Annotated in this window: 17 protein-coding genes and 2 rRNA genes (1 of these 19 only partly in view); 11 read left to right on the forward strand and 8 right to left on the reverse strand. The window is 41.3% G+C overall.

Annotation, left to right across the window (positions count from 1 at the left end; translation table 11 throughout):
• Positions 1 to 4 precede the first annotated feature (4 nt).
• Positions 5 to 1,111 carry a type IV pilus assembly protein PilM gene (gene pilM / locus NG743_RS16680; protein WP_027403910.1) on the reverse strand — a complete coding sequence of 369 codons (1,107 nt, stop codon included), beginning with the start codon at positions 1,109 to 1,111 and terminating at the stop codon, positions 5 to 7.
• A gap of 314 nt (positions 1,112 to 1,425) precedes the next feature.
• Here pilM and NG743_RS16685 point away from each other — a divergent pair, with 314 nt between their 5' ends.
• Positions 1,426 to 2,724 (forward strand): ABC transporter substrate-binding protein, encoded by a 1,299-nt coding sequence (locus NG743_RS16685; protein ID WP_193962763.1) that lies wholly within the window; start codon positions 1,426 to 1,428, stop codon positions 2,722 to 2,724.
• 404 nt (positions 2,725 to 3,128) lie between these two features.
• Here the strand turns inward: NG743_RS16685 and NG743_RS16690 are convergent, their stop codons facing one another.
• From NG743_RS16690 to NG743_RS16700, 3 genes are all read right to left on the reverse strand, one after another.
• Positions 3,129 to 4,430 carry a bifunctional folylpolyglutamate synthase/dihydrofolate synthase gene (locus NG743_RS16690; protein ID WP_257120470.1) on the reverse strand — a complete coding sequence of 434 codons (1,302 nt, stop codon included), beginning with the start codon at positions 4,428 to 4,430 and terminating at the stop codon, positions 3,129 to 3,131.
• Between the two features lie 71 nt (positions 4,431 to 4,501).
• Positions 4,502 to 4,627, reverse strand: a complete 126-nt coding sequence (locus tag NG743_RS16695; RefSeq protein ID WP_027403908.1) for a photosystem II protein Y — start codon at positions 4,625 to 4,627, stop codon at positions 4,502 to 4,504.
• 170 nt (positions 4,628 to 4,797) lie between these two features.
• Positions 4,798 to 5,301, reverse strand: coding sequence for a gamma carbonic anhydrase family protein (locus NG743_RS16700; protein WP_257120471.1), 504 nt, complete (start codon positions 5,299 to 5,301; stop codon positions 4,798 to 4,800).
• A 239-nt stretch (positions 5,302 to 5,540) separates the two neighbouring features.
• On the opposite strand from NG743_RS16700, the gene NG743_RS16705 reads away from it, so the two are divergent.
• From NG743_RS16705 to map, 5 genes are all read left to right on the forward strand, one after another.
• A complete protein-coding gene (locus NG743_RS16705; RefSeq protein ID WP_027403906.1) occupies positions 5,541 to 6,056 on the forward strand; it encodes a TIGR02652 family protein in 516 nt (171 codons plus the stop codon).
• 115 nt (positions 6,057 to 6,171) lie between these two features.
• On the forward strand, positions 6,172 to 6,600 hold the full coding sequence (locus NG743_RS16710) for a VOC family protein (protein ID WP_027403905.1): 429 nt from the start codon (positions 6,172 to 6,174) through the stop codon (positions 6,598 to 6,600).
• 147 nt (positions 6,601 to 6,747) lie between these two features.
• Positions 6,748 to 9,579: a M16 family metallopeptidase gene (locus tag NG743_RS16715; RefSeq protein ID WP_257120472.1), complete on the forward strand. Its 2,832-nt coding sequence runs from the start codon at positions 6,748 to 6,750 to the stop codon at positions 9,577 to 9,579.
• A 127-nt stretch (positions 9,580 to 9,706) separates the two neighbouring features.
• Positions 9,707 to 10,105, forward strand: a complete 399-nt coding sequence (locus tag NG743_RS16720; RefSeq protein WP_306459797.1) for a cupredoxin domain-containing protein — start codon at positions 9,707 to 9,709, stop codon at positions 10,103 to 10,105.
• A gap of 483 nt (positions 10,106 to 10,588) precedes the next feature.
• Positions 10,589 to 11,416, forward strand: a complete 828-nt coding sequence (gene map / locus NG743_RS16725; RefSeq protein ID WP_027403902.1) for a type I methionyl aminopeptidase — start codon at positions 10,589 to 10,591, stop codon at positions 11,414 to 11,416.
• Between the two features lie 3 nt (positions 11,417 to 11,419).
• Here the strand turns inward: map and NG743_RS16730 are convergent, their stop codons facing one another.
• From NG743_RS16730 to cax, 3 genes are all read right to left on the reverse strand, one after another.
• Entirely contained in the window at positions 11,420 to 11,593 is a 174-nt protein-coding gene (locus NG743_RS16730; protein WP_257120473.1) for a hypothetical protein, read from the reverse strand.
• Positions 11,594 to 12,148: a peptidoglycan-binding protein gene (locus NG743_RS16735; protein WP_257120474.1), complete on the reverse strand. Its 555-nt coding sequence runs from the start codon at positions 12,146 to 12,148 to the stop codon at positions 11,594 to 11,596.
• Positions 12,149 to 12,962: 814 nt separating this feature from the next.
• Positions 12,963 to 14,054 carry a calcium/proton exchanger gene (cax, locus tag NG743_RS16740; RefSeq protein WP_257120475.1) on the reverse strand — a complete coding sequence of 364 codons (1,092 nt, stop codon included), beginning with the start codon at positions 14,052 to 14,054 and terminating at the stop codon, positions 12,963 to 12,965.
• 296 nt (positions 14,055 to 14,350) lie between these two features.
• Between cax and NG743_RS16745 the strand changes: the two genes are divergently transcribed.
• A complete protein-coding gene (locus NG743_RS16745; protein WP_257120476.1) occupies positions 14,351 to 17,002 on the forward strand; it encodes a DUF3536 domain-containing protein in 2,652 nt (883 codons plus the stop codon).
• Positions 17,003 to 17,199: 197 nt separating this feature from the next.
• Here the strand turns inward: NG743_RS16745 and NG743_RS16750 are convergent, their stop codons facing one another.
• Positions 17,200 to 17,985 (reverse strand): DUF1868 domain-containing protein, encoded by a 786-nt coding sequence (locus tag NG743_RS16750; protein ID WP_027403899.1) that lies wholly within the window; start codon positions 17,983 to 17,985, stop codon positions 17,200 to 17,202.
• An 86-nt stretch (positions 17,986 to 18,071) separates the two neighbouring features.
• On the opposite strand from NG743_RS16750, the gene holA reads away from it, so the two are divergent.
• From holA to NG743_RS16770, 4 genes are all read left to right on the forward strand, one after another.
• On the forward strand, positions 18,072 to 19,058 hold the full coding sequence (holA, locus tag NG743_RS16755) for a DNA polymerase III subunit delta (protein ID WP_027403898.1): 987 nt from the start codon (positions 18,072 to 18,074) through the stop codon (positions 19,056 to 19,058).
• Between the two features lie 107 nt (positions 19,059 to 19,165).
• A complete protein-coding gene (locus NG743_RS16760; RefSeq protein ID WP_027403897.1) occupies positions 19,166 to 19,651 on the forward strand; it encodes a DUF4168 domain-containing protein in 486 nt (161 codons plus the stop codon).
• A 529-nt stretch (positions 19,652 to 20,180) separates the two neighbouring features.
• Positions 20,181 to 21,667: ribosomal RNA gene (locus NG743_RS16765) — 16S ribosomal RNA — on the forward strand.
• A gap of 273 nt (positions 21,668 to 21,940) precedes the next feature.
• Positions 21,941 to 22,738 (forward strand): 23S ribosomal RNA (locus NG743_RS16770) (it continues 2,027 nt past the right edge of the window).
• The 16S and 23S rRNA genes sit together here, the layout of an rRNA operon.

The following is a 22,738-nucleotide window of genomic DNA, read 5'->3' on the forward strand; positions in this document are numbered from 1 at the left end:
TTTATTACACCCCTCGCATTCCTAAACCCAGGATAATACCCAACCCAGGACGTTTAATTAAAGGATATTTTTCAGCATCTACCTCCAAGGACAAAGAAGTAATTGGATCTATTTGGGTAGTTGGTAAACTCAATCTTTGAGTAAAAAACTCGTCAATTTGTGGTAATCCTCCCCCAGGACCTGCTAAAAGAATCTGTGCGACTTCTAAATTTTCACTTTGATTGAGGTAAAAATCAATGGAACGGCGCAGTTCATCGGCTAATTCTCCCAAAATTCTCAACATAGAAGCCATTCCAGGATTACTACCTGTTACCCCAGTATTGACTGAATCTGCTGAGGTTGTGGGAATAGTCATGCTCTCTAATATATCCATATCCCGTGATGTGGGTAGGTTCACGGCTCTTGACAGTGCTGCTTGTAGTTGATAAGTTCCTATTGGCACTGTTCGAGAGAATTGTGGCACACCATTGATAATGATGGCAATTTCTGTACTGTCAAATTCAATATCAACTAATACGGCTGCTTCTTCTGGACCAAATAGCCGCAGTTGATCACGGATGGTGCGAATGAGGGCAAAGCTGTTAATTTCTAAGATATCAACGGTTAATCCTGCCTGTTCAAAGGTATTCAAATAGGTTTGAGTGACATCTTTACGAGTCGCCACTAATAATACCTGTACTTTCTCGATGCCGTCTTCGTCTATAAAGTACCCAAGTTTTTGATAATCAACATCAGCTTCTTGGCGGTCATAGGGCAAATATAAGCAGGCTTCATGGTTAAGTACCATTTCTCGCAATTCTTGGTCATCTAATTCCGAGGGGACGGGAATTAAGCGAACGATCGCATCTCTTCCTGGAATACAAGTAGCCACCCGTGTAGCTTTGATTTTGCTTTGGGCGATCGCTTGCTGAATAATTTCGGACATTCCCGGAGAATCAGTAATTTGACCATCAGTAAATATACCCTCTGGCACTGGTACGGTTGTCAAAGATTCAATTTTTAAGTTTTGGCGTTGTTTGCGTAGTTGAACTACGTTCACCCGTTCCGGTGCTAGTTCAATCCCAATACCTCTATTGGATTTACCAAAGAAACTAGTAAAAGCTTTAACCACTGTTTTACCCGTTAGATTACTAAAGAAAAATATTAAGGTTAAGTAGGTTGGCGTTGAAAATTGTCGTTATGGCAAGGTAAGAGGCAAGAGGCAAGAGGGTTTGGGCGATTTTACGTTTCTTTACACAGTTTGGTTTTATTGTGTTCACCTACTTAGTTGTCAGTTGTCAGACAAAAATTTTTACCCATTACCCATTACCCATTACCCATTACCCATTACCCATTACCCATTACCCATTACCATAATTGATATATCCTAAGTTCTCTATCCTCTTTTTACCTAGATTAATTCTAAAAATACTACCACCTACTACGATGATTCGATTGCAAAAATTTAAACAACTGTTTTCTTTAGCATTACTAGGCTTATTTACTAGCTGGATTGTTAGTTGTAGCACAAGCAATGTTAATAATAATCCCAAACCTGCGGCTGCTGGGGTTGCCACCATTGAGTTTTGGACAATGCAACTCCAACCGCAATTTACCGACTATTTCCAAGGTCTGATTAAGACATTTGAATCACAAAACCCAAGTATCAAAGTTAAATGGGTAGACATACCTTGGTCAGCGATGGAGAACAAGATTCTAACAGCAGTCTCAGCAAAAACGCCACCAGATGTTGTGAACCTTAATCCTGACTTTGCGTCCCAATTAGCAGGTAAAAATGCTTGGTTAGATTTAGATGCTAAAGTTCCTAGTCAAGTCCGTTCTACCTATTTACCAAATATCTGGCAAGCAAGTAGCCTCAATGGTAAGAGTTTTGGGATTCCTTGGTATCTCACCACGCGACTAACTATTTATAACACCGATTTGTTAAAACAAGGGGGTATGACAAAACCTCCTGCCACTTATGCAGAATTAGGGCAAGCAGCACAACAAATTAAGGATAAAACTGGTAAGTATGCAATATTCGCTACTTTTGTCCCCCAGGACTCTGGTGAGGTACTGGAATCTTTGGTACAAATGGGTGTCACCCTAGTTAATGCTGAAGGTAAAGCCGGTTTTAATACCCCGCAAGGAAAAGCCGCTTTTCAATATTGGGTAGATTTGTATAAAAAAGGTTTGTTGCCCAAGGAGTCTTTAACTCAAGGGCATCGTCATGCTATAGATTTATACCAGTCTGGAGAAACAGCTTTTTTAGCTTCTGGTCCTGAATTTCTGAAAACTATTGCCAATAATGCTCCCAAGGTTGCCCAAGCTTCGGCAATTGCGCCACAAATTACGGGTGATACGGGTAAGAAAAATGTTGCCGTGATGAATATAGTTATTCCTCGTGATAGTAAATATCCTGATCAGGCTGTTAAGTTTGCTTTATTTGTTACAAATGATGAAAACCAATTAGCCTTTGCTAAAGCTGCTAATGTTTTACCTTCTACCGTTAAGGCATTGTCTGATACTTATTTCCAGGAAGTTCCTGCTAATGCTACATCGGCGGAAAAGGGGCGGGTAATTAGTGCGGCACAATTAAAACAAGCGGAGGTATTAACCCCCAAACTCAAAGATTCTAAACTTTTGCAAAAATCAATTTACGAAAATTTACAAGCGGCAATGTTAGGACAAAAAACAGTAGATAAAGCTGTGGAAGATGCCGCCCAGCAGTGGGATAATCGGTAATTGATCATGGGGGATTAGGTATACTAAACACGGTTCAGACATGGACTTTTACAAAATTACGAAAAACCTCAAGTCGTCTCATTCCCAGTCTCTGACTGGGAATGAATTCTAGAAGGCTCTGCCTTCAATGATATTAGAGGCAGAGCCTCATTAACTGCATTCCTAGTCAGAGACTAGGAACGAGATGTGGTAGGGATTTGAGCTTAAGTTGACACATATCAGCTTTTGCCTTACCCCTACTACACATCTGGGTTCTTTGTCATTTGGCAAAAGTTTAAATCTCACCCGTGTTTAAGCTGTTACGCAGCTAAATTTGATAACCATAATTTACTTGAACTTTGTAGTGCGGGCATCTTGCCCGCTAGAATTATACAAACTAAATGCACAACAGCTTAGTATATTTGTCACAAATCAGGATTTTCAGGATGATTTATTTTGTCTGATAGCGCGCTATCAGACAAAGATGCTAAAAAATGACCAATTAAATACAAAGAACCACATAAAACAACTTGATTATCTGTAGCACTAAAAGCAGTCTCTAAAGCTGAAAATACATCTTGATATATATGACAAAAGTTCAAATCTGGACAAATTGATGTTGCCAACTTAGTTAATGCTGTTAAATCTGCTGAATTGCTATCAGGTACTGGAACTAAATATAATTTATCTCCTGGTTTGAGAAGTTCTTGAAAAATATCACTATGATCTTTAGTAGCTAACATTCCCATTACCCAAGTGATATTTTTGGTATTGAGACTATCTACATAATGACGCAAAACTGTCGCTGAGGCTGGGTTGTGTGCGCCGTCAATGAGGAGTTTATGGCTTTTCCATGTTGTCCATTGCATTCTGCCTGGCCACTTGGTTTTAGCCATACCATTAATCATAGCTTTCTCAGGAATTTGCCAATTTTGTGTTTGCAATATTTCCAAAGCAGCTAAAGCTAAAGCTGAGTTATGTAATTGAATTTGTCCTTGTAATGGTAAAGGATATTTTATTGTTTCTGGACTTGATATTTTTTGATATTCTGCCCAGTTTTGATTAATTTGATTAGATGGTTGTGGGGTAAAAATTGGGCATTCTAACTCTAGAATACGCGATTTTACAACATTTTTCGCATCTGCTGGTAATGAACCCACCACCACCGGACATCCTGGTTTGATAATTCCGGCTTTTTCTCTGGCAATATGGGCTAGAGTTGGTCCAAGTTGTTGCCAATGTTCTCGACTAATAGAAGTAATGACTGTAACTAAAGGATTATCACAGACATTAGTTGCATCTAAACGACCGCCTAATCCTACTTCAATTACCGCAATATCAACTTGTTGCTGGGCAAAATATAACCAAGCCGCAGCGGTAATGACTTCAAATTGGGTTGGTGATTCTTCATCTGAATTAATAGCTGCTTGAATTTGGAGTATTAATTCACACAGTTTATTACTATCAATTGGATGTTCATTAATACAGATTCTTTCTGTCCAATCTATTAAATGGGGGGATGTGTAGCGTCCGGTTTTATAACCAGCCTCAGTAAGTACCGCAGATAGGTAAGCACAAACAGAACCTTTCCCATTAGTTCCAGCTACATGAATAATTGGCACTTGGTGATGGGGATTTCCCAAGGTTGCCAGTAAGTTGACAATCCGAGACAATCCCAAATTCACACCAAAATGCTGAAAGGGTTGAAGCAGGGAATCTACGTTCATGAGAATCGGTAATTGGTAATTAATTGGTAATTGGTAATTTCTTCCCTGTTCCCTGTTCCCTGTTCCCTAAATTACACTTCTTTGCTCAAAAAGTTTTGTACTTGTCTAAGGGCAGCAGCACCGATATTGAAAACAGCCCAACCCGCAGCGATCACTACAGGTGCTAAAACAATTAGTACACGATTATCAAGTTCCATATCTAGAAGCCCTCTGTAAATTAAAAAATTTTAAGTTTTGTCAACAGTTCTCAACTTTTATTTTTATCTAAATTGGGGAATTTTTCCCAGATTCTATGTAAAGTTTGATTAAAAGTCATTGGTCATTGGTCATTGGTCATTTTCCCCTGCCCCCTGCCCCCTGCCTCTTCCTAGCCATTAGCAGCGTGAAGAAGGGCTAATTGGTGGTATTTTTCGGCGTGTTCGATGATTTCGGTGATTTCGGTGTCTGAGAGTTGACGGACTACTTTACCGGGGACACCCATGACTAGAGAACCGGGGGGAACGTTTTTAGTGACTACTGCACCTGCGCCGATAATGCTACCTGTGCCGACTCTTACGCCATTTAAGACTATTGCCCCAATACCAATTAAACAACCCCGCTCAATGTGAGCAGAATGTACCACAGCGCGATGACCGACAGTGACATGATCTTCTAAGATTGTGGGGACACCAGGATCACCATGAAGAATTGCCCCGTCTTGAATATTTGTACATTCGCCAATTTCAATGCGTTCTACATCACCTCTCACCACAGATCCATACCAAATGCTGGCTTTGGCTGCTATGGTGACAGAACCAATAATGATGGCGTTTGCTGCCACAAAAGCAGCTTGAGAAAATTCTGGAGATTTCCGGACGGAAGAGATAGACACGATAGAATATGGATATGGTACCCAGGAACACTGGAGAAACTCCAACCTTTAGAACTGGTTGCGAAACCAGAATATCACGACATTAACCTTCTATCGTTAGGCGGTTGTGAAACTTCTTCTCAAGCACTATCTTCATTTTATGTAGCATTGAGCAAGTTATCTAAAGTGGTGGAACAGGAGTGTAAAGTTAAACCTACCGGTGCTGGCAAAAAACACAATATTATGTTTATACGCACTTCATGATAAATCCAGGCTTTCAGTACCCGATATTTGGCCCTGAAATACAGTGTCCTCACTGTCGCCAAACGATTTCGGCATTGACATTGACGGATACTTATTTATGTCCTCGTCATGGCGCATTTGAAGCTGAACCCAAAACTGGGGAGTTAGTTCATTTACAGTCTGGTCGTCATTGGCGCAGATGGGATGGAGAATGGTATCGTCAACATACTCATCCTGATGGGATTCGCTTTGAAATTCATGAAGCTTTGGACAAGCTTTATACTCAAGGTTATCGAGCTACGAGGATTATTGTTGCTAACCGTTATCAGGAGTTGATGAGTGGCTATTTAGAACGGAGTACACCTTGGCGTTCTGGACAAGGGGAAGTTGCTACGGGGGCGCGATTATATGGCTTACCTGTAGAGTTTAGCCCCGATTCCGCTGCTGAACCTTGCTGGGAAGTAATTAACTTTGATTTGGATAAAGAACCTGGTGTGCCGGTGCGTTACCCATATTTTCGGTTGTTTGAGTAGGTAATAGGGCAAGAGGTAAGAGAGAAGAAAGTCTAAATAAATATCTTACTGTTCCCTGTTCCCCAATTTGGGTTTTAGATTGTAGATTAATCCAAAATCTAAAATCCAAAATTCTATGCACCATGCTTCTATTAGAACGGCAAATATCCATTTAGCGATCGCTTTTTATGAGCAGCTAGGGTTTACGGTGGGCGATCGCTTCACTACCGGTTATACTCTAGCTTGCTGGATGGAAGGTTTAGGGACTCGAATTGAACTCATCCAAATTCCCCAACCCAAACCAGCCCCAGATGCTTTTAATGACGAGCATTATGTAGGCTATTATCATCTGGCGTTTGATGTGACACAGATTACACCAGATTTACCAACTTGGTTGGAAAGTTTAAGAACACGGTTAGCAACAATAGAATATTTACCACCCCTGAAAATTCTTTTAGAACCTACACAGCAGCAAATTGGCGATAACATTTTAGAAGTTGCGTTTATCGCTGATTTTGACGGGTTGCCCCTGGAATTTTTGCGGTTTTTGCATAAATCAACTTGAAATTACTATTAATGCCTTTTGGCTGATGCAATATTGTTCCTTTACAGCTACATTTTTAATTTCCATGAAGTACAGAAACATTTGCCCAATTTCCTCAGTCAATCAACATATGTAACTTAAATTACATATAGCTATTCGCCAAAGAGTATGTCTTTTTTCTCTATCGCACAACGACATCGCTTTTCTTTAGTTATCTTGAGTATTTGGGTAATAGCGGCTTTTATCTTCCATCAAGATGCTGCTCTTAGCAGAGATAAAGCGGATTTTTCTCCCCGTCTCCACAACTTCGACTCAGAAAAATCTCATAAAACACTAGTCGCTAAGGAAACATCAAATCTCGCTATTACAGCAAATGTTCGGAAGACAGTCCTTGATAATGGGTTAACTGTTCTCACTAAAGAGGTTCATAATGCTCCTGTAGTCACAGTGCAGGTATGGTACAAGTTTGGCTCAGGACAAGAAGCATCTGGGGTAAATGGTATTGCCCACCAACTAGAGCATCTTATGTTTAAAGGTACTAGCAATCGTCCCATTCAATTTGGGCGGTTATTTAGTGCTTTAGGCAGTGATTCTAATGCTTTTACCAGTTATGACCAAACCGCATATTACAACACGGCAGAACGGGATAAACTCACCGCTCTGTTGACATTAGAAGCTGATAGGATGAAAAACTCACTAATAGATCCTCAACAGTTAGCTAGTGAGAAGCGAGTAGTTATTTCTGAATTACAAGGTTATGAAAATAGCCCAGCATATAGGCTGAATCGCGCTGTGATGATGTCGGTTTTTCCTGATCATCCCTATAGATTACCCATTGGTGGAACTAAGGCGGATGTAGAAAAATTCACAGTTGCTCAAGTGCGGGAATATTACCAAAAATTCTATAGTCCTGACAATGCTGTTTTGGTAATTGCGGGAGATTTTGACACCTCACAAACTTTGAGAAAGGTAGAAACTGTTTTTGGTAAAATTCCTAAACGTCAATATTCACCCCATAAGCTCATAATTCCATCCCCAGCCGTTACTCCTACACCTGTGATTAAGTTACAAGAACCGGGGGGAAATCCATTACTACAAATAATTTACCCACTTCCTCAAATCAATCAACCAGATATCCCCGCACTGGAAGTCATGGATTATATTTTGACTGCGGGTAAAAATTCTTACTTGTATCAAGAGCTAGTTGAATCAGGTTTAGCTCATGATGTTTCGGCAAATGTCGCTAGTTTACGCGCGGGTGGTTGGTATGAAATGTTAGTGACATCTGTGGGAACTCAGGATTTAACTAAACTTGATGCGGCGGTAATCAAGGCTCTGGATAAACTTGTTAAAATTGGTGTGACAAAGGAACAAGTAGAACGAGCCAAAACTCAATTAACGGCTTCAGTAATTTTAAATAACCGTGATATTACCAATCAAGCTATGCAGTTGGGTAATGATCAAATCACGACCGATAATTACCAGTATACCGAAAATCACTTAGTAAATATTCGTAAGGTTCAAGTTGCTGATGTGATTAATGTCATCAATAAATACTTGCAACCAGAAGCACGGAAAGTGGGATTTTTTGAACCGACTAAACAAGTAGCAACAGTTCAAAGTTCATCTTATTCAACACCAACACAAGAGAATTTTGGTATTGATGTGGCTGTAGTTCCTGCGGAGGTTAAGCAGTATTTACCACCTTTAGACATATTACCCAAAGCTGAGAAAAGACAAATACCCCAGCAATTACAACTTGCTAATGGGTTACGCATACTACTGTTACCAGATAAAACTACGCCGACAGTTACTTTAAGCGGCAATATTAAAGCGGGAACAGAATTTGAGTCCGACAATCAGGGAGGATTAGCTTCTTTAGTGGCAGTAAATCTGATGAATGGCACTAAAAATCAAGATATGCGGACTATTGCCAGAGGATTAGAGGTAAAGGGCGCAAATTTGAATTTTGAAGCTTATCGTGAAGGTGTGCAGATTAAAGGTAGTAGTTTGGCGGTGGATTTACCTATTTTGCTGGGGACTTTGACGGATGTAATTAGAAATAGTACATTTCCTGAAAAAGAGTTTGCTCTTGCGCGTCAACAAGCTTTAACTTCCTTAGATTCAGATTTAGATGATGCCGATAAGGTTGCAAATCGGATCTTTGTGCAGTCCATTTATCCGAAAAAACATCCATTACATACCTTTCCGACTGCGGAGAGTATTAGCAAAATTCAACGTCGAGATGTGATAGCTTTTAAAGCGCAACATTATCGCCCTGATACTACAGTTTTAGCAATTGTCGGTGATTTTGATGTTAACAAAGTGCGATCGCTCATTCAAGCAAAATTAGGAGATTGGCAAGTTCAAGGCAAACCACCAACGCTAAAATATCCCAATGTGGGGATGCCGAAAAATATGATTCACGTTAATCCTGTTGTTCCTGGTAAACCCCAAGCGATAACTTACATGGGTTATACCGGCATTAATCGTCAAGATAAACGATTTTATGCAGCGATGATCTTGAATCAAATTCTCGGAGGTGATACATTATCGAGTAGACTAGGGCTAGAAGTGCGCGATCGCCAAGGTTTAACCTACGGAATTTATAGCAATTTCATCACAGGTAAAAATGTTGGTACATTTCTCATTGAAATGCAAACCAGTCCAGAAGACGCACCCAAAGCAATTTCCAGTACCCGCAACCTCCTCAAACAAGTTCATCAACAAGGTGTTACCCCTATTGAAGTAGAAACAGCCAAACGGAATTTAATCAGCAGTTATAATATTTCCTTAGCCAATCCCGAACAATTAAGCCAAAAAATGGTAATGAATGAAGTTTACGGCTTAAATCAGGAAGAATTGCGGTCATATATCAGCAAAATAGAGCAAGTCAGCCTCAATCAAGTCAATCAAGCTGCTCGTGAATTACTTCATCCTGATAAAATTGTAGTTGTCACAGCAGGTCCACCAATTCTTGCCCATAAAAAGATTAAATAAATCTTAATGATAAGAATAGATGTGATTTGCAAATATCCATTTAGCCATGAGTAACTTCTTAATTCAGGTCTACTACAATCTACCTCGAATCATCTGTATATTTTCCCTGCTAATCAGTCTGGTAATCATGGGTGTATCTCCAGCAACAGCAGAAAACCTATCTAATAATTTACTAAAACAACCAGCTATAGAAATTACAGTTAACTTGGGTAATTCTAGTAATGAATTAAAATTTGAGCCAAATCACTTAGAATTGATCTCAGGTAAACGTTACAATCTCAAATTAAGTAATCCTAGCTCACAAAAACACTATTTTACAGCCAAAGACTTTGCCGATGCAATTTGGACGCAAAAAGTCGAAGCCGGAAATGTAGAAATTAAAGGTAATATTCACGAATTAGAACTTAAACCCGGCGCAGAGGCAGAATGGGTATTTGTACCTATGAAACCAGGTAAATACACTTTACGATGTACTATTGCTGGACACACAGAAGCAGGCATGAAAGGAGAAATTATCATTAAGTAAGTGATAATCTACCCCTAGAGGCGCAAAATAAGTTAACTTAAAACATAGATATTTTTGGCAATAAATCTCAACAACTTCAAACCCAATCGGTAAAGCGCCGCTAACTCCTAAACTTCATGTCAGTAACCCAGCCCTAAAGGGACTGGGCTTGCAAGAGTAATCAAGCAAGCCGTACTGACCAGACCACCCTGAGTTTACTCTCATGGTAGCCGTTATTTGAGTCACGACACCCCGGAATGCGTTGCTAGTTCCCTGCTCTGTCGCTTGTGATTAAACAGTTCTAAGGTCACTGGAACAGTGTTGCAAGCCTAACAAGCTCTTATAACAGGTCGAAGCTAACATTACCCCAGAAATGGGAGTTGGTTTCCAGGTTCCAATCAAAAATCTGGTTTCAATTTTAATATCCACAGCGGTTAAAACCGCTCGTGTCGTTTCCCTCTCAGGTCTAAAGACGCGCTCGTTTCCCACTTACCGGGTATTCTTATGAATATTTTCACCAACCTACTTTCGCAACCAGCACAGCCAAAACCTGAAAAACAACAACGCCGAGGGATTGAAATTAAATCAGCCCGTGAAATCGAAATTATGCGGCAATCGGCGAAGATTGTGGCAACTGTTCTTAAAGAAATTTCTGAGTTAGTGCAACCAGGAATGACAACGGCTGATTTAGATGCTTATGCCGAAAAACGTATCCGCGAAATGGATGCCACTCCTAGCTTTAAAGGGTATCATGGCTTCCCCGCCTCGATTTGTTCTAGTATTAATCATGAAGTTGTACATGGAATTCCTAACTCTAAAAAGGTAATCCGCTCAGGAGATGTACTAAAAGTTGATACAGGTGCTTTTTATCAAGGCTTTCATGGTGATTCCTGCATTACTATCGCAGTGGGTAATGTAACAACTGAAGCCGCAAGACTGATTAAAATAGCGGAAGAATCTTTATATAAAGGGATTGAACAGGTAAAAGCTGGTGTCCATTTGACAGAGATTGCAGGTGCAATTGAAGATCATGTCAAAGCCAATGGGTTTACAGTAGTGGAACAATTTACTGGTCATGGTGTAGGTAGAAATTTACACGAAGAACCAGCGGTATTTAACTATCGGACTCGTGAGATACCAAATGTGAAATTGCGCTCAGGGATGACTTTAGCAATTGAACCAATTTTAAATGCTGGTTCTAAGAATACCCGAATTTTAGCTGATAGATGGACTGCGGTAACAGTTGATAATGCTTTATCTGCTCAATTTGAGCATACTGTATTAGTTACAGATAGTGGGTATGAAATTTTGACTGATAGAACTCATCTTTAACTATCATTCTTGTGATTTAGATGATTTATATAACCAATGACCAATGACTAATGACCAATGACCAATGACCAATGACCAATGACCAATGACCAATGACCAATGACCAATGACCAATGACCAATGACCAATGACCAATGACCAATGACCAATGACCAATGACCAATGACCAATGACCAATTACATTGTTAATTCCCACCAAGTTTTTTGACCAACTACACCATCTGTTGATAGACGGCGACGATTTTGAAAAGCTTTGACAGCAGTTTCGGTGACTGGTCCAAAAACTCCATCAACAGGTATTCCATAACCGTTGGCAATTAAAAGTTTTTGTAAAGCTCTCACAGATATACCTGAACTACCAAAACTAATAACCGGCATGGGTTGGTTCTGGGTTCTGGGATATCTTGTGGATACCGGAATACCCCTTTTTTTTGTGATGGGGATGCCAGCATCAGCTATTTTAAAAGAACTCAGGGGCATCTGTTTTTGGGTTATTTGCTCAAAGATTTTGTGCCTTCGGAATGAGAGGATTGAAAGATGATTTGGGGAAGTTATACCGATTTGAGTAAATTCTGGCGGTGTAATTTGAGGGTAAACAGCTAATTTATTGGATTGATGATTTGTTAAACCCATACCATTCTCTCTGGGAAAGATTTTCTGTGAGAGAAAACGGGGTACATTTAGTGGTTTTGGATTTAATACACCCATCATCAGCAGTCCGATTTCAGTCATTTTATTTTATCGCTGTGCTTATTTATAAAGTAGTAAATAGCAAAAGAAAAGTAGAGGCAATGTAGAATGGTACTGAGTTATTTAGAAAATTAAATATATACTCAAAACGGCTTGATTGTTTGATTCTAAAGGTAGGGGTAAAGCAAGAGCTTCATTGGTGTCAACTTAGGCTACAGATGCCTTATTTGTTGGCTTCAACACCCACCCAGAAATGATAGCGTAGCGTGGCGTAAGCCATATTTCCGGGCTAATAAGTAAAGTTTACTAAAGTAAACTGGGGATTTTTAGTCATCTTCAGATGACTTCTGCTATTAGACTGGGAATTCATTCCCAGGCGGGCTTTACCCCTACACATTTGGGTTCTTTGTCGTTTGGCAAAAGTTTAAATCTCACCCGTGTTTAGCATAATACCTGTATACAGGTATCCGAGCAAAATTAATTGAATATCTGGGGAATAAATGGGAACAAATAAAAATCCCTATTCCCCACTCTCTTTTTTGTAAAGATTCCCACAATAAATCTAGTACACTGCGGCTTAAATAACCCAGCCATTCTCACTCGCTAAAAAGCTTATGACTTATTGCTTTTGATTTTTCACTTGCGCCTGGCGGTACTAGCGGTTAATATCGGAAGAATGATCTGATTTGAGACTATAATTATTATGAATTTTATTCATCTATCTTAAGGGAGTTAAAATTATCAAAAAAATATTTAGGTCTTAGTAAAGGATAAAAAATCCCAATTGATTAGATTGGGAATATCAAATCTTGAATAAATTTGTTGGGGTATTTGTCAGCACCGTGGCATGGTGTAATTAACCCATCCCATTAGTAACTGGATGGAAGTAGAAGGCAAAACCCAAGACAGTATAAGCTGCTAGAAGTAATGTTCCTTCTAACCAATTAGATTTACCATCGGAACTAATGCTATTAGCAATTAAAACTGATACAGCAACAGCCACTAATTCAAAGGGGTTAAAATCTAAATCCATTGGTTGCCCAACTATCCAACCGGCAATTACTAAGACTGGGGCAACAAACAGGGCAATTTGCATACTTGAACCTACAGCGACAGACATAGCCAGATCCATTTTATTTTTCATGGCTACGGTGACTGCGGTGGCGTGTTCAGCAGCGTTACCGATAATGGGAACTAAAATTACCCCGGTAAATAGTGCGCTTAGACCTAGTTTAGATGTAGCGACTTCTAAGGAATCAACTAGCAATTCTGACTCCCAGGCAACTAACAGGGTACAAACTAAAAGCACACCACTCCATAACCAAAGATTTGGTTTTTCATGGGTAACTTCGTCTTCTTCTATTTCTGCTATACCAACTTCATACAAATAAGCATGAGTTTTCATCGAAAATAGTAGTGTTAAGCCGTAAACCAAAATTAGGACAATGGCTACAGCTAGGGAGAGATTCTGTACGGTTGCTTCGTTAATACCTACGGAGGTATAGTTCATTGCTGTTGGTAGCAAAATAGCAATTACTGCTAAGTTCATGGAGGAAGCATTTACTCGCGCTACAACTGATTCAAATGTTTGCTCTTTGTAGCGAATTCCCCCTAGTAGCATGGATAAGCCCATGACTAAGAGTAAGTTACTGATAATTGAACCTGTGATACTGGCTTTAACGACATCTATTAAACCCGCGTTCAGGGCAACTAAGGCGATAATCAATTCTGTGGCATTGCCAAAAGTCGCGTTTAAAAATCCGCCTATTCCTGGACCGACGACTACGGTGATTTCTTCGGTAGCTGTACCCATCCAAGCTGCTAGGGGGAGAATCGCTAATGCTGCGGTGATGAAAACTATTAAGTCTCCCCATTCTAAAAAGTGGGCTGCTAGGGATATGGGTATAAACAGGAGCAGAATGCTGAAAATAATGTTCTTGATTGACATTTTTACCTTGAGTTTAGGGGATTTTTACACAATGTCTAAAATATCATGTGCATTTGAATACCTATCATATCTGTACATTAGTCATTAGTCATTGGTCATTAGTCATTGGTCATTGAGAAAATTCTTCTTCCTCCTACTCCTAAACGGGCGCAGGCATTGCGCCCCTACCTCCTGATAGCGTAGCGTGGCGTTAGCCATACTCCTGAACTTCTATTCCTCACAGTGACAACAATTGTGAAAAGGTATATATAGTAAGAATATTCTTCAAAATTACACATTTATTTGGATAAAAATATATGACTTTGGCAGCGGAAATACCAAGTAGTTATGACTCAATATTACCATTAGATCAAGAGGCTAAATCCAGTCCTGAACATGATCCCCTGAAAACTGCTCAGGGCGTTTATGTGACGGTTCACGGGCATTTTTATCAACCTCCTAGAGAAAATCCCTATCTTGATGCGATTGAACGTCAACCTAGTGCTAGTCCTTTTCATGACTGGAATGAGCGGATTCATTGGGAATGCTATCGTCCTAATGCTTTTGCTAGGGTCTTCAATGACCGAGGCGAGATTGTGAAGATTGTGAATAATTATGAATACATGAGCTTTAATATCGGTCCAACGCTGATGTCGTGGTTAGAACGCCACGATGGGTCGGTTTATCAGCGGATTTTGGAGGCTGATGCTAAAAGCTGCGATCGCCTCAATGGTCATGGCAATGCGATCGCTCAAGTTTATAATCATATTATCCTGCCTCTAGCCAATGAACGGGATAAACATACACAAATTCGCTGGGGTAAGGAAGATTTCCGTTCTCGCTTTGGTCGTGAACCTGAAGGAATGTGGTTGGCGGAAACAGCCGTAGATTATGCCACTTTAGAAGCCTTGGTAGCGGAAGGCATTAAATTTATCATTTTAGCCCCTTCTCAAGCCCAGCGTTGTCGTCCAATCCCCACAGAAGATGATTCTAGTAGTCAATGGCATGAGGTGGGGGGTAATCAGATTGATCCTACTCGTCCTTATCGCTGTTATTTAGATAGTGACGAGCCTGCAAAAACATCAACTGCCTATATTGATATCTTTTTCTACGATGGTCCAATTTCGCGGGATATGGGTTTTAGTGATGTTGTCTACAATTCCCATCATTTTGCAGGACGGATTGGGGCGGCTATTCGCGGGGATCATCGTCAGTCCCAATTGATTTCTGTAGCTACAGATGGAGAAACTTTTGGACATCACAAAAAGGGAACAGAGAAGACTTTAGCCTATGCCTTTATTGGTGAGTTTCCCCGTCATGGTTGGACTGTCACCAATTTTGCCCACTATCTAAGTTTAAATCCTCCCTCTTGGGAAGTAAAATTAAAGTCAGTGACGGCTTGGAGTTGCGCTCACGGTGTTGATAGATGGCAAGATGATTGTGGTTGTGGTGGTGAAGGTGGTGTGTGGCATCAAAAATGGCGGCGACCGTTACGTAATGCCTTAAATTGGCTGCGAGATCAGTTAATTGATGTCTATGAGGAATATGGTAATCCTTTATTTCGTGATCCTTGGCAAGCGAGGGACGAATATATTCATGTCATGGGCGATCGCACTCCCGCTAATATTCAACGATTTCTATCTCACCATCAAACTCGCAAACTCCAAGCGGCTGAACAGGTAGAAGCTTTACGCTTGTTGGAAATGCAGCGTCACTCTTTGCTGATGTTCACCAGTTGCGGCTGGTTTTTTGAAGAAATTTCTCGCCCAGAGGGAACACAGATTTTGCGTTATGCCTCTCGCGCTTTAGAATTAGCAGGAGATGTGGCAGGTGTACAATTAGAAAAAGGCTTTCTTAAACGTTTGGGTTTAGCTCCTAGTAATGTAGAAGAGTTTAAACATGGGGCAGAAATATATCGTCAGTTGGTGCTAACTGCCCAAATTGATTTTAAACAAGTTGCCGCTCATTACGCTATTACTTCCCTTTTTAATCATCACAAAAATACTCTCCCTCAACACCAAACAGATAAACATCACCATATTCCTCATCAGCGTGTTTATTGCTATAATGCCCATGAGCTAGATTATCATAAGCAAAGCTTGGGACCATTAACTATGGCAGTGGGGCATTTGCAGCTAGTGTCAGATATTACTTGGGAAAGTGAAAATTTAGTATTTGCGGTTTTGCATTTGGGTGGTTGGGATTTTCATTGCTGTATTCAGCAGTTCGCAGGACGACGTAACTATAGTCAAATCAAGGAAAAGCTGTTTACAGCCCTGCAACAGGCTAGTATCGCTCATGTGATTTTGGTGATGACTCAATTATTTGGGGACGATACCTTTAGTTTACAGACTTTATTTGCGGAAGAACGTCACCGGATTATGCGGTTGTTGAGTCAGGATACACTGGCACGATTAGACCAGTTATATACTCAGGCATATCGTGATAATTACGGTGTGATTATGGCTTTTCATCGGGATGAGTTGGAAGTACCACGAGAATTACAGGTAGCGGCGGAAATTGCTTTGGGGTATCGTTGTCTAACAACGTTGAAATCTCTAGAACAAGATATTACTGAATTGCAATTAAGCTGGAATTTGATTGGAGAGTTGGAAGCGATCGCTACAGAAGCTGAACATCTGCGTTGTCAATTGAATATTCCCGATGGTAATCAAATTTTAGAGCAATTAATAGTCCGGTTATTGTGGCAATTATTATATACTGCCAATAGCAAGATAGATGCAGATATTCAGCGGTTAGAACGATTAATTGATGTTGGTTATAAATTACATCTTGGCATTAATTTAAACCATTCCCAAGAACTCTATTGGAGTTGTTTACACAGTCAAATATTGCCACGAATTACCAGTCTTGAGAGTGAAGCAGAAACTATGCAATGTCGTCAATTACTGAAACTAGGACAAAAATTAGCTGTTGATGTCAGTCCTTATTTGGATAAATTGCCATAAGTAATTGGACAAAAATATTTACAGTCATTGCGAGGGAAGGGAAGCAATCACAACCCTGGCGATTGCTTCATTTCACTTCGTTCCATATGGCTAACGCCACGCTACGCCATCATTTCTGAGTGGGTATGGAAGCCAAACAAATAAGCCATCTGTAGCTTAAGTTGACACCATTAAGCTTTTGCTCAACCCCCATTGACTTAGAAATTTACACTTGGCCAGTCTGGTTGACGATAATAATGGGTCATATTATCAAATTTTCGTAATTCCACCTGATCAATGAGAAAATCTGGCGTATCTAACGGCAATGATTGATTAAACTCACAAAACATGGTTGTCAGGTTTACCCTGTTTAATTCTGGGGGAATTTCGCCAAAGTAACCCAATGTCACATGGGCTGTAAAATGATAATGCTGCTCAATACCCAAACCCATTAATCTGCGATTTTGATAAATTATCCGCCGAAATTGAATAATTTCCTCATAGGAACGTTTATCTTTTGGTACTAAACACATACCCACAGCCCTGGGCATGACAATCAATCCTAACATTTGCCAAGATATAGGTGATCCCTTTGTCATCAATTTTTGATATTCTTGAAACCTCTCAGCTAATTGAGAATTCAAATCTTCAGCAAATTGGGGGTTTTTTGCACAAGCATGATGAAAAGCACTGTCCCAAATTAAATCTGCCACCGTCATATGAAAACTAGCAGGAGGAACAGGTACAATCAAATCCCTAGCAATGGGTAACTCTAATAATTGCTGTTGATAGGCTTGTATTTGGCTGTAAAAAGCAGCGTTGTTTGCATCTTCTGCTGCTGGTGGGGTAATCAGCGTATAGCCTGGAAAGGGTGTAGCCTCTCTGACTCCAGCATGAACTCGAAATTTAGAAGATTCCTGAATATGCTGAATCTGGGTTTTGTAAGATTCTGGTAGCGTCATGCGTGCTACCCGATTTAAATAAGTTTGGTAGTTGTCGTCCAATCTTGATCACCTTGCGCTCTTTTGATAGATTGTAGGGAGATTTACTCAATTTGACCAAATTAATTTTTAATTTTAACTAAATTACCATGCCAATATATGTTTACTGGGGCGAAGATGATTTTGCGATGGAAAAAGCCGTAGTCACTTTGCGCGATCGCATTCTTGATCCCCTGTGGACTAGTTTTAACTATACCTCATTTCCTCCAGATCAACCCGATTCTATCGTCCAAGCTTTAAATCAAGCAATGACACCGCCATTCGGTGCTGGTGGGCGTTTCGTATGGCTCATCAACACCGCTCTGGGGCAAAATTGTCCAGACCACATCCTCGCAGAATTACAACGCACTCTTAAGGTCATCCCTCCAGACTCTACCTTACTATTAACCAGTCGCAACAAACCAGATGAACGACTGAAAAGCACAAAACTCCTCAAACAATTTGCGACAATTTCCGAATTTTCCCTCATTCCCCCTTGGAAAACCGAACTTTTAGTCCAATCAGTTCAACAAGTCGCTCAAACCATCGGTCTAAAAATCAGTCCCCTAGTAGCCGAACTATTAGCCGAATCCGTAGGCAATGATACCCGTCTTCTCTACAATGAACTGGAGAAATTACGCCTCTACAGCGGAGGCAGGAACAAACCCTTAGACGTAAATACAGTATCTGAGTTAGTCAGAAATACTACTCAAAATACCTTACAATTAGCAACAGCCATCAGAACAGGAGATACCCCAAAAGCTTTAGGAATCTTAGGCGATCTCAGTAATGCCGCAGAACCAGGTTTACGGATAGTTGCCACACTCATTGGTCAATTTCGCACCTGGTTATTAGTCAAAATGATGATGGACAGTGGTGAACGCAACCCCCAAGCGATCGCTCAAGGTGCTGAAATCTCTAACCCCAAACGCATCTACTTCCTACAGCAAGAAGTCAAATCCCTCCCCCTACAGCAACTCATCTCTGCCTTACCACTGCTATTAGAATTAGAAGTCAGCCTCAAGCAAGGTGCATCCGAAACCTCAACACTACAAACTAAAGTCATCGAACTTTGTCAAATATGCCGCCGCACTTGATACCCACATCGAAATATTCAATTTCAATCTTGACTGGAACTTCTAATTCAGAAAATAATTCAAACATATTATGTTATTCCCTATTTTCCCTCTGTGTCACCTGTTGTATGCTCAAAACTTATAGTCTTTATTTAACCAAACGGTTGCAGAGAACCCTCTATCAATCCTTGATCTTGGCAACTATTACCAGTACAAGCCTGATTTCCGGGACTTTTGGCCTCAATTCCAAAGTAACTGCTCAAACTTTAAACCTTAACAGTACAGAAGTAACTAATTACGCAAAAGCTGTATTAGGCATGGAGCCAGCCCGTCAGCAGGCATTCAAAGAAATTAAAAACCTGATCGGTAGCAAAGACATTCCCCAAGTAATCTGTAATGATTCCAAAAGTTTCATTACACTACCAAACAAAGCCAAAGATATTGCCGTAAATTATTGCAACCATTCTCAAAAGATAGTTGAGGATAGTGGTCTCACCATCGAGCAATTTAACAAAATTACCGTAGAAATCCAAAAAAACAGTAATTTAAAACGACAGCTTTATAATACATTACTGCGCTTACAAAAGGATTCCCCCTCAAAAACTTCCCAATAAATAACCTTAAATTACAAGAGGCAAGAGGCAAGAGTAAAGAAGTTTTCAGCGATTTTACGTTTCTTTACACAGTTTGGTTTTATTGTGTTCACCTACTTAGGGCTTGCTGATAGCGCAGCGTGGCGTTAGCCATACTTATGTCCCTCACAGATAACTTTCCCAGCAACCCCTACTTATTACTATATTTCTCTAACCTGCATCAAGCAGAAAATATCACTCTTGTTTTTTCGCCATATCCATAGAATTATTGCCGATCCGATAAATCAAAAATACCCTGAATCCCTAATTGCATAGAGCTTTCAGCTATTTCCAGCCCATCCCCTAAAAAAATATTTCTCAACCCACTTGACAGAAAAAGGAAGGATTGCTATATTAGATAAGTGCCGAGAGAAAGAAACAACTCCCGGACAACTGAACCGAGAAAAAATAATACTTTGAAAGAATAGATTAAACCAGTCCTCGTCGTAAAGATAATTGAAAGAGGATTCGAGATTTTAACTAATTTCGGAGCCAACAAACTCGAAAACACAAAATGGAGAGTTTGATCCTGGCTCAGGATGAACGCTGGCGGTATGCTTAACACATGCAAGTCGAACGGTCTTTTCGGAGATAGTGGCGGACGGGTGAGTAACGCGTAAGAATCTACCTTCAGGTTGGGGACAACCACTGGAAACGGTGGCTAATACCCAATGTGCCGAGAGGTGAAAGGCTTGCTGCCTGAAGAAGAGCTTGCGTCTGATTAGCTAGTTGGTGGGGTAAGAGCCTACCAAGGCGACGATCAGTAGCTGGTCTGAGAGGATGATCAGCCACACTGGGACTGAGACACGGCCCAGACTCCTACGGGAGGCAGCAGTGGGGAATTTTCCGCAATGGGCGAAAGCCTGACGGAGCAATACCGCGTGAGGGAGGAAGGCTCTTGGGTTGTAAACCTCTTTTCTCAGGGAAGAACAAAATGACGGTACCTGAGGAATAAGCATCGGCTAACTCCGTGCCAGCAGCCGCGGTAATACGGAGGATGCAAGCGTTATCCGGAATGATTGGGCGTAAAGGGTCCGCAGGTGGCATTGTAAGTCTGCTGTTAAAGAGTTTGGCTCAACCAAATAAAAGCAGTGGAAACTACAAAGCTAGAGTGTGGTCGGGGCAGAGGGAATTCCTGGTGTAGCGGTGAAATGCGTAGATATCAGGAAGAACACCGGTGGCGAAGGCGCTCTGCTAGGCCAAGACTGACACTGAGGGACGAAAGCTAGGGGAGCGAATGGGATTAGATACCCCAGTAGTCCTAGCCGTAAACGATGGATACTAGGCGTAGCTCGTATCGACCCGAGCTGTGCCGTAGCTAACGCGTTAAGTATCCCGCCTGGGGAGTACGCAGGCAACTGTGAAACTCAAAGGAATTGACGGGGGCCCGCACAAGCGGTGGAGTATGTGGTTTAATTCGATGCAACGCGAAGAACCTTACCAAGGCTTGACATGTCACGAATTCCGTTGAAAGATGGAAGTGCCTTCGGGAGCGTGAACACAGGTGGTGCATGGCTGTCGTCAGCTCGTGTCGTGAGATGTTGGGTTAAGTCCCGCAACGAGCGCAACCCTCGTTTTTAGTTGCCAGCATTAAGTTGGGCACTCTAGAGAGACTGCCGGTGACAAACCGGAGGAAGGTGGGGATGACGTCAAGTCAGCATGCCCCTTACGTCTTGGGCTACACACGTACTACAATGCTACGGACAAAGGGCAGCTACACAGCGATGTGATGCGAATCTCATAAACCGTAGCTCAGTTCAGATCGAAGGCTGCAACTCGCCTTCGTGAAGGAGGAATCGCTAGTAATTGCAGGTCAGCATACTGCAGTGAATTCGTTCCCGGGCCTTGTACACACCGCCCGTCACACCATGGAAGTTGGTCACGCCCGAAGTCGTTACCCCAACCTTTTGGAGGGGGATGCCTAAGGTAGGACTGATGACTGGGGTGAAGTCGTAACAAGGTAGCCGTACCGGAAGGTGTGGCTGGATCACCTCCTTTTAGGGAGACCTAATCCATTTAGAACTCGAAAGCAATGCAAATTGTGAATAGAAACTAAATTGGTCTAACCTAGGTCGGTCGAGATTGGTAGATATCTTTCAAAGTATTATTTGGCTTAGTTCAAAAATTGAATCAAAGTCAGCACCTAACAAACATAGTTAGACTGCTGGGTTAAATTCCAGCCAGAACCTTGAAAACTGCATAAGAGAAAGAGAAAAAGCACCGCAGACACAGACATTGAGATGGATGTGAAAGCAAACAAGCAGACATTGTGGTCAAGCTAATAAGGGCTAATGGTGGATACCTAGGCACACAGAGGCGAAGAAGGACGTGGTTACCGACGAAATGTTCCGGGGAGTTGGAAGCAAACTAAGAGCCGGAAATATCCGAATGGGGCAACCCTATGTACTACCTGTTGAATATATAGACAGGAAAGAGCCAACCCAGCGAACTGAAACATCTTAGTAGCTGGAGGAAGAGAAATCAAACTAGAGATTCCCTAAGTAGTGGTGAGCGAAAGGGGAAGAGCCTAAACCAAGGGATTTATCCTTTGGGGTCGTGGGACAGCAATATCGAATCTAGAGGCTAAACGAAACAGCTAAATACTGTACCAGAGGGGGTGAAAGTCCCGTAGTTGAAAGCCAAAGGATAGTAGCTGAATCCCGAGTAGCATGGAGCACGAGGAATTCCATGTGAATCAGCGAGGACCACCTCGTAAGGCTAAATACTACTGTGTGACCGATAGTGAACAAGTACCGCGAGGGAAAGGTGAAAAGAACCCCGGAAGGGGAGTGAAATAGAACATGAAACCATAAGCTTACAAGCAGTGGGAGTCCGATTTAACGGATGACCGCGTGCCTGTTGAAGAATGAGCCGGCGACTTATAGGCACTGGTAGGTTAAAGCGAGAATGCTGGAGCCAAAGGGAAACCGAGTCTGAAGAGGGCGAGATATCAGTGTTTATAGACCCGAACCCTGGTGATCTAACCATGTCCAGGATGAAGCTTGGGTAACACCAAGTGGAGGTCCGAACCGACCGATGTTGAAAAATCGGCGGATGAGGTGTGGTTAG

The organism is Dolichospermum heterosporum TAC447, from assembly GCF_024584745.1.
GTDB classification, from domain to species: Bacteria; Cyanobacteriota; Cyanobacteriia; order Cyanobacteriales; family Nostocaceae; genus Dolichospermum; species Dolichospermum heterosporum.